The following is an 8,626-nucleotide window of genomic DNA, read 5'->3' on the forward strand; positions in this document are numbered from 1 at the left end:
GCCAGTGCCTCGGAGCTGGCGTCGCCGAGTTCGAGCCGTTCGGCGATCCGCTGCCGCTCCGGCCCCGGCTCCGGCCCCTCCGGCGGGCCGTCTCGGATGCGTTCGTTCGCCAGGATCCGCCAAGCGCGTGTTGCCGGAATGCCACCGCGGAGCAGCGCGGCGACCCGTTCCGTCGCGACAACGACCGCACTGCTCGCAGAGCGTTCCCGTCGGCCGAGCAGACGGTGGACCCGGCTCCGCCACCATCGCTTCGACCATCTCCGCCGCTGGCGCGGCCGCCCAGGAGCGCCCCGCTGCGATGTTCCACGACCATCACCTCCCGGCATCGGAACAGGCCCCGGCATCGGCGAGGACCGCCGGTCCACTGCGACGCCCCGGCCTCGGCTGCCCCGAGCCTGCCGGTCCGCCGCTCCGAGCAGGCCCCACACGCCGCGAACACGCCGAGTCCGAGCTGCCGCCCGCCTCATCGGGTGGTTCCCGTCGATCCCCGAAGCGTTCGACCTGCGATCGCTGCACGCCGGCCGAGCGACGCGGCCGACCCGATCGGGATCGGCTCGATCGCGAGTACTCCACCGGTGAGCCGCAGACGCCCCAGCCCGGACACTCGCCGGCTCCTGTCAGCCGTGCGCTCCAGGTGCACGACGAGATGGATCGCGGAGACCGCCTGCTTCGCCAGTGCCTCCGGCCCGAGGCCGGCGAGTGCGCCGAGCGCTTCGAGCCGGGCAGGCACGCCGGAGAGCCGACTGGCGTGCAGTGTCGCCGCGCCGCCGTCGTGCCCGGTGTTCAGCGCGGCGAGCATCGTCACAAGTTCGGCACCGCGGCATTCGCCGAGCACGAGGCGATCGGGCCGCATCCGCAGGGCTTCGCGCAGCAGGCGCTCGAGCGATATCTCTCCGGCGCCTTCGATGTTGGCCTGACGGCTCTCGAGCGCTACGCGGTGCGGATGGGCGAGACGCAGTTCCGCGAGATCCTCGATCGTGACGATCCGCTCCCCCGCGGGAACGAGATCGAGCAGCGCCGCGAGCAGGGTGGTCTTGCCGGTCGCCGTGCCGCCGGTCACGAGCAGGTTCTGGCGCGCCGCGACGGCGGACCGCAGAACATCCGCGGTCGTCGGGTCGCAGAGGCCGTCGGCGACCAACCGTCCGAAATCGAGCGCGGCCATACGCGGCAGCCGGATGGACACGGCAGCCCCGTCGACGGCCACCGGCGGCAGCACGGCGTGCGCCCGGATCCCCTCGCCGAGGTGCACATCGGCGCAGGGGTGCAGTTCGTCCAGATGCCTGCCGCCGGCGGCGAGCAGGGCGATCGCGAACCGTCGCACCGCCTCCGGGGAGGCCGCCCATCCTTCGACGCGCGTCAGCGATTCCCCCCGATCCAGCCACAGGCGACCGACTCCGCGCGTCACCTGGATCATCAGGTCCCGGAGCTCAGGATCGTCGATCAGCGGCAGCAGTCCGCCGAACGCCCGGGCGGCCTCGTAGCCGAGCGCGGCCGAGCGAAGGGGCGGCGATGCGCGGGTCATGGATCCAGCCAAGCACGCCGAGGGTGTGCAGAATCCCGCGAGGCGAGATCTGTGGAGAAGTCGCCGGAACTCCTCGAGGACGCCGAACTGTGAGCGCCGAGAACCGGGATCCTTCGTCTCTTTTCGCCAATGGCGTCGTGACATGCAGGATCGCACCGATCTGCGCGATCGCACCTCGGAAGTCGGCCTTGCAGGTGCAATTCTGCAGATCGGTGCAATTCTGCAGGCGGAAAGGAGGAGGAGGAGGGAAAGCGGGAAGTTCGAGGGGAGGGAAAGGGGAGGGAAAGGGGAAGTTCGAGGGGAGGGAAAGGGGAAGTTCAAAGGGAGGAGGAGCGGAAAGGCGAGGAGAGGACGAGGGGAAGGAAGGAAGGAAGGAAGGAAGGAAGGAAGGAAGGAAACGGAAGACGGGAAAGGCGGGAAGGCGCGAAGACAGGAAGCGAAGGAAGCGCGCGAAGACAGGAAGCGAAAGCAGGAAGCGGAAGCAGGACGCGAAAGCAAGAATGGGAGGAAGGACGCGAATGAAGGCGGACGCGAGGGCAAGGCGCAAAACCAGGTAGGCGCGAAGGAAGAAGAGCCGCAGAGCGAGGGACCCAGAGAGAAAGACCCAGAGAGCAGAGAGAGCCAGAGGAGCGAATCGGAGGAGGAACGCAGAGCGCCGGGACCGCCGCCCGGCTCCGAGGCACCGATGCACTTGCCCGCGCCGAGAATATATTTTACGCTTGCTAACACCCGGCGCGGGCCAGTGAGAGCGACGCGCCGCCGGGGCTCGCACGGGCGCAGGGGCGCACGCGACGGGTACCGCACACGTAGTGAACGAGCCCATAGCAGGCAGACAGGATAACGGCGTCCATGACTGATACGACCCACGGCACCATCGAGAGCCACTCCCTCGAGGTCGAGAGCTACCCGCCCAGCGCCGAGTTCACGGCCCAGGCGAACCTGAACGATCCGGCGGTCTACTGGCAGGCGGCTCAGGATCCCGAGGCCTACTGGGCGGGGCGCGCCCGCGAGCTGAAGTGGACGAAGCCCTTCGAGGAGGTCCTCGACTGGTCGAATCCGCCCTTCGCCAAGTGGTTCGCCGACGGCGAGCTCAACGTCACCGCGAACTGCCTCGACCGCCACGTCGCAGCCGGCCTCGGCGACCGCGTCGCCTTCTACTTCGAAGGCGAGCCGGGCGACACCCGCACCATCACCTACGGCGAGCTCACCCACGAGGTGAAGCAGGCCGCCAACATGCTCACTGCGCTCGGCGTGACCGCGGGCGACCGCGTCGCGATCTACATGCCGATGATCCCCGAGACCATCGTGGCGATGCTCGCGGTTGCCCGCCTCGGCGCCGCCCACTCCGTCGTCTTCGGCGGCTTCAGCGCCGAGAGCCTGCGCGCCCGCATCGACGACGCACGTGCCGAGCTCGTGATCACGGCGGATGGCGGCTACCGAAAGGGCCGCGTCTCGGCGCTGAAGCCCACGGTCGACGACGCGCTCGCGCTCGCCGGCGACGGTCAGCCGCTCTCGGTCGAGAAGGTGCTCGTGGTGAAGCGCGCCGGGAACGACATCGAGATGCAGGAGGGCCGCGACCTCTGGTGGCACGACGAGGTCGCCTCGTACGACGGCGAGCACACCGCCGTCGGCTTCCCCGCCGAGAACCCGCTGTTCATCCTCTACACGAGCGGCACCACGGGCAAGCCGAAGGGGATCCTGCACACCTCGGGCGGATACCTCACGCAGGCCGCCGCCACGCACCGCGACGTGTTCGACCTCAAGCCCGAGACCGACGTCTACTGGTGCACCGCCGACATCGGTTGGGTGACCGGGCACAGCTACGTCGTCTACGGTCCCCTCGCGAACGGCGCCACGCAGGTCATCTACGAGGGCACCCCGGACACCCCGGACTGGGGGCGCTGGTGGAGCCTGATCGAGAAGTACAAGATATCGATCCTCTACACCGCGCCGACGGCGATCCGCGCCTGCATGAAGGTCGGCCGCCAGGTGCCCGAGAAGTACGACCTCTCGGCGATTCGGGTCCTCGGCAGCGTCGGCGAGCCGATCAACCCCGAGGCGTGGCGCTGGTACCACGAGGTCATCGGCGGCGGCCGGGCGCCCATCGTCGACACCTGGTGGCAGACCGAGACGGGTGCGATCATGATCGCCCCGCTGCCCGGTCTGACCCGGCTCAAGCCGGGCAGCGCGCAGGTGCCGCAGCCGGGCATCGACGTCAACGTCGTCGACGATCAGGGCGGCCGAGTGGATCGCGGCCAGGGCGGTCTGCTCACGATCCGACGCCCGTGGCCGTCCATGGTGCGCACGATCTGGGGCGATGACGCCCGCTTCATCGACACCTACTGGGCCAAGTTCGGCGACCAGTACTTCGCCGGCGACGGCGCACGGGTCGACGAGGACGGCGACGTCTGGCTGCTGGGGCGCGTCGACGACGTGATGAACGTGTCGGGGCACCGTCTCTCGACCGCGGAGATCGAGAGCGCGCTCGTCGAGCACAACGCCGTCGCCGAGGCCGCGGTGGTCGGCGCGGATGACGAGACCACCGGTCAGGCGGTCGTCGCCTTCGTGATCCTCAAGTCGCAGCAGACGCTCCTCTCCGAAGAGGAGGCCGAGGCCGCGCTGAAGAAGCACGTCGCGAGCGCGATCGGCGCGATCGCCCGGCCGCGGCAGGTCTTCGTCGTGAACGAGCTGCCGAAGACCCGCTCGGGCAAGATCATGCGCCGCCTGCTCAAGGATGCGGCCGAGGGCAAGGAGATCGGCGACACCACCACCCTCGCCGACACCTCGGTCATGCAGACCATCTCGCAGAGAATGCGCGCGGAGCGCTCAGAGTGAAACGCATCGCGTTTCGCCGCGATCCGCGCTGACGCCACTACGTCGGGAGTGGGCCGGCGAGCGACCCGGAAAGGACGGAAGGCGAAGGGGAGGGACCCTGCGATCCCGCCCCTTCGCCGTGAGCCGGGCCGCGGGCGACGAATCGCGCCCGCGGCCGATCCGATCCGCTAGTCGGCGACCTCGAAGACGAACTCGATCTCCACCGGCGCGTCGAGCGGCAGCACGCTCACGCCGACGGCCGAGCGCACGTGGATGCCCGAGTCGCCGAAGACCTTGCCGAGGAACACGGACGCGCCGTTCGCGACCGCGGGCTGCCCGGTGAACGACGGATCCGACGAGACGAAGGCGGTGACCTTCACGACGCGGGTGATCTTGTCGAGCGATCCGAGGATGCCGCGTGCCGCGGCCAGGCCGTTGAGCGCGCACAGGCGAGCGAGATCCTCGGCCTGCTCCGCCGTGACCTCGGCGCCGACCTTGCCGGTCGCGGGCAGTGCCCCGTCGACGAACGGCAGCTGGCCCGACGTGTAGACGACGTCGCCGCGACGGAGCGCGGGCACGTAGGCGGCCACCGGGGCCGCGACCTCGGGGACTTCGTAGCCCAGTTCGCGCAGGCGGTCTTCGATCACTGACAATTCAGGCCTTCTCTCTCTTCAGGTATGCGACGTTGCCCCCGGCGGGGCCCTCGATGATCTGCACCAGCTCCCACCCCTGGGCGCCCCAGTTGTTGAGGATCTGGGCCTCGTTGTGGAGCAGCAGGGGGGTGACGAAGTACTCCCAGTTCCGCTGCTCCGGTTCGGTGTTCTCGCTCACGGCGACTCCTTGCATTCTCGGGGGCCTTCTCGGGGCAGGCGATGGCGGCGCCCCGGCGATGCGAGCACCTGCGCGTCCAGAAATCTCGCGAAATCAGCCGCAGAAGGGATTTGTCAGGTGCGTCGCTTACGATTGATTCTATGGCTTCTCCCTCCTCTCGGCCCTCGAAGAGCGCTGTCCGCACGGCCAAGCCCCGCAGCGCCGGCGGCGCGATCGGCGGGCTCATCGGTGCGATCATCATGAGCGTGGTCGCCGGCATCCTCGTCACGGTCGCGGTCACCCCGGTCGTCGCGATGAGCGGCCTCGCCGCGAACTCCGCCATCGGCGTCTTCGAGAACCTCCCGAACCACCTGAACCCGGGCCAGCTCGCCCAGCCCTCGACGCTCTACGCGAAGAAGGGCAAGAAGACCGTCGAGATCGCCACGTTCTATGCGCAGAACCGCGAGATGGTCGACTGGAACAACATCTCGCAGTACGTGAAGGATGCGGCCGTCGCGGCCGAGGATCCGCGCTTCTACACGCACGGCGGCGTCGACATCCTCGGCGTAGGCCGAGCCACGATCGGCGAGCTGAGCGGCAACGACGCCGGCGGCGCCTCGACGATCACCATGCAGTACGTGCGCAACGTCCTGATCCAGCAGGCCGAGTCGATCGCCGACGAGACGGAGCGCGACGCGGCGTACAAGGACGCCACGCGACGCGATGCCGACCGCAAGCTCAAGGAGATGCGCTACGCGATCAGCATCGAGAAGGAGTACTCGAAGGATCAGATCCTCCTCGGCTACCTGAACATCGCGCTCTTCGGCCGCACCGTCTACGGCATCGAGTCGGCCGCGCAGTACTACTACGGCAAGAGCGCGAAGAAGCTGACGCTGAGCGAGTCCGCGAGCCTGATGGCCATCGTCTACTGGCCGTCGCAGCTGCAGCTCGATCTCGAGGAGAACATCGAGCCGAACACCGACCGCCGCAACTGGATCCTGGGTCGCATGCTCGAGACGGGCAAGATCACGCAGGAGCAGCACGACAAGGCGGTCGCGACCGAGGTGAAGCCGAAGATCACCCCGCGCTACTCGGGCTGCACGGTCGCCGAGGAGAAGTACGGCCTCGGCCACTTCTGCGACTACGTGCAGCGCCGTATCGAGCAGGATTCGAGCTTCGGCAACACCGCGGAGGAGCGCAACTTCAACTTCCTGCGCGGCGGCTACGAGATCATGACGACGGTGGATCTCGACATCCAGAAGGCCGGCCTCTCCGCCATGCGCCAGGAGGCCCCGGCCCAGATGGACGGCATCAACCTGGGCGCCGCGAGCGTCAGCGTCGAAGTCGGCACCGGGCGGGTGCTCGCCATGGTGCAGAACCGGCCGTTCGCCGACGACACGGACTTCTTGAAGAAGCACAAGGACTACACGAGCATCAACTACAACACGAACTTCGAGGACGGCGGATCCGGCGGATTCCAAGTCGGATCGACGTTCAAGCCGATCACCCTCGCGGAGTGGTTGAGAACCGGGCACTCCGTGCGCGAGATCGTGAACGTGAACGGTAGAACCGTGCAGCAGCAGGACTTCAAGGACTCCTGCTCGAGCGAAGGCGTCTACGGATACGGCCCCTTCACCTTCCAGAACGACAACTTGGGCGTGCGCGGCAACCATTCCGTGCAGACCGGCATCGCCCAGTCGCTGAACGGCGCCGTGATGTCGATGCAGCAGAAGCTCGACCTGTGCGACACGATCAAGCTCGCGGAGGATCTGGGCATCCGGCGCGCCGCACCGCAGGAGAACAAGAACTGGTCGACCTACGGCACGACCGACCTCACGCCGGCGCTCTCGAACGTGTACGCCGGCATCGACGAGATCGCGCCGATCACGATGGCCTCGGCATTCGCCGCGTTCTCCGGGGGCGGCAAGGTCTGCACCCCGAGCCCGATCGACAGCATCACGGGGCCCGACGGCGAGGACGTGCCCTTCACCGGCAGCAAGTGCAAGCAGGCCATCTCGGCCGACGTGGCGGCAGGCGTCGCCTACGTGCTGAAGTTCGCCGTCGACACGGTGAACTTCGTGAGCCACGCGCGCTCCGCGTACGGCACCCCGCACCTCGCCAAGACCGGCACGACCGACGACACCCTCGACAACTGGACCGTCGGCGCCAGCACCGAGGTCGCCACGGCCACCTGGCTCGGCAACGCCGGCCCGTACTGCTTCTCGAAGAACGACTGCCGCCGCGTCCCCACCATCAACTTCGGCGGGTACAGCGGCCTCATGGCCGGCGACCAGGTCATCTGGCCCGCCATGATGAACATGGCCGACCAGAAGTACGGCGGCAAGGCGTTCCCCGAGCCCTCGGCGGATGCACTCAAGCAGACCCTCGCCAAGGTGCCGGATGTTCGCGGCAAGAGCTTCGACGAGGCATCCCAGCTGCTGACCGCTGCCGGCTTCGGCGTGACCGACGGCGGCACGAAGGATTCGTCCGTGTCCGAGGGACTGGTCGCCGGAACCGACCCGGAGGGCGGCGCCTCGGTGCCCGTGGGCAGCGCCATCACCATCTACCGCAGCAACGGCAAGATGACCGAGCTGCCCGATGTGGTGGGCATGAGCTATCGCGACGCCGTGCAGACGCTGAACGCCTCGGGCTTCGGCTCGGTCGTCGGCCAGTGCTCGAACGGTGACGGCCGCCCCAAGAACAACGACCCCGTCAGATCGATGAATCCCGGCGCCGGGAACGACGCGAAACGCTCGAGTCAGATCACGCTGCGCATCGACTGCTCATGACCCGGGTGGTGAAGCTGCTCGGGGGCGCCGCCCTCGGCGCCCTCGCGTGGGGCACGCTCGTCGAGCCGCGGCTCTTCACCCTGCGCCGGCACGCACTGCCGCTGCTGCCGCCGGATGCCGCGCCCCTGCGCGTGCTGCAGCTCAGCGATCTGCACCTGGCGCCCTGGCAGCACCGCAAGATCGATTGGGTGCGTCGGCTCGCCGCGCTACGGCCCGACCTCGTCGTCCTGACCGGCGACCTCCTCGGGCATGTGGAAGCCCGTGAGCCGCTCCTGCACTCCCTGCGACCGCTCGCCGACTCCGGCGCCAAGGGCGTCTTCGTGCACGGATCGAACGACTACTACGGACCGATCCTGAAGAACCCGGTCAAGTACCTCCTCGAGCCGAGCCGGCTCTCCACCCGGCAGCAGGACATCGACAACGCCGCCCTCACCAGCGGGCTCGTCGACCTCGGCTTCACCGATCTGAACAACTCCGCCGCGCGGCTGCGCGTGCGCGGCACCGATCTCGAGCTCCTGGGACTCGGCGACCCGCACATCCGCTACGACGACGCGGACCGGATGCGCGCCGCACTGACGGATCTCGGCCCGCACGAGGGCGACCCCGTGCGCATCGGCGCCGTCCACGCCCCGTACCGCAGCGCCCTCGACGCGCTACTCACCGCCGGCGCGGGAGCGATCCTCGCCGGCCA

The 8,626-nt window shown here is 68.6% G+C and carries 7 protein-coding genes; 4 read left to right on the forward strand and 3 right to left on the reverse strand.

All coding sequences use genetic code 11. The features are described 5' to 3' along the window. Window positions 1-463 precede the first annotated feature (463 nt). On the reverse strand, window positions 464-1,522 hold the full coding sequence (locus tag ACFPZL_RS07645) for a CpaF family protein (protein WP_218116016.1): 1,059 nt from the start codon (window positions 1,520-1,522) through the stop codon (window positions 464-466). 142 nt (window positions 1,523-1,664) lie between these two features. On the opposite strand from ACFPZL_RS07645, the gene ACFPZL_RS07650 reads away from it, so the two are divergent. After that, on the forward strand, window positions 1,665-2,363 hold the full coding sequence (locus tag ACFPZL_RS07650; protein WP_382332866.1) for a hypothetical protein: 699 nt from the start codon (window positions 1,665-1,667) through the stop codon (window positions 2,361-2,363). 8 nt (window positions 2,364-2,371) lie between these two features. After that, entirely contained in the window at window positions 2,372-4,357 is a 1,986-nt protein-coding gene (gene acs / locus ACFPZL_RS07655) for an acetate--CoA ligase (RefSeq protein WP_218115275.1), read from the forward strand. 167 nt (window positions 4,358-4,524) lie between these two features. Here the strand turns inward: acs and ACFPZL_RS07660 are convergent, their stop codons facing one another. Together ACFPZL_RS07660 and ACFPZL_RS07665 are read right to left on the reverse strand one after the other, a co-directional pair. Further along, a complete protein-coding gene (locus ACFPZL_RS07660) occupies window positions 4,525-4,989 on the reverse strand; it encodes a RidA family protein (protein WP_218115278.1) in 465 nt (154 codons plus the stop codon). 1 nt (window position 4,990) lies between these two features. After that, entirely contained in the window at window positions 4,991-5,167 is a 177-nt protein-coding gene (locus ACFPZL_RS07665; protein WP_236022046.1) for a DUF4177 domain-containing protein, read from the reverse strand. Between the two features lie 140 nt (window positions 5,168-5,307). Here ACFPZL_RS07665 and ACFPZL_RS07670 point away from each other — a divergent pair, with 140 nt between their 5' ends. Together ACFPZL_RS07670 and ACFPZL_RS07675 are read left to right on the forward strand one after the other, a co-directional pair. Then, entirely contained in the window at window positions 5,308-7,935 is a 2,628-nt protein-coding gene (locus ACFPZL_RS07670; protein WP_218115281.1) for a transglycosylase domain-containing protein, read from the forward strand. Then, window positions 7,932-8,626: metallophosphoesterase (locus ACFPZL_RS07675; protein WP_382335018.1), on the forward strand; the 695-nt coding region annotated here is incomplete at its 3' end. The genes ACFPZL_RS07670 and ACFPZL_RS07675, both read left to right, overlap by 4 nt.

Origin of the sequence: Leucobacter soli (assembly GCF_042659205.1) — a bacterium.
Lineage (GTDB): Bacteria > Actinomycetota > Actinomycetes > Actinomycetales > Microbacteriaceae > Leucobacter > Leucobacter soli.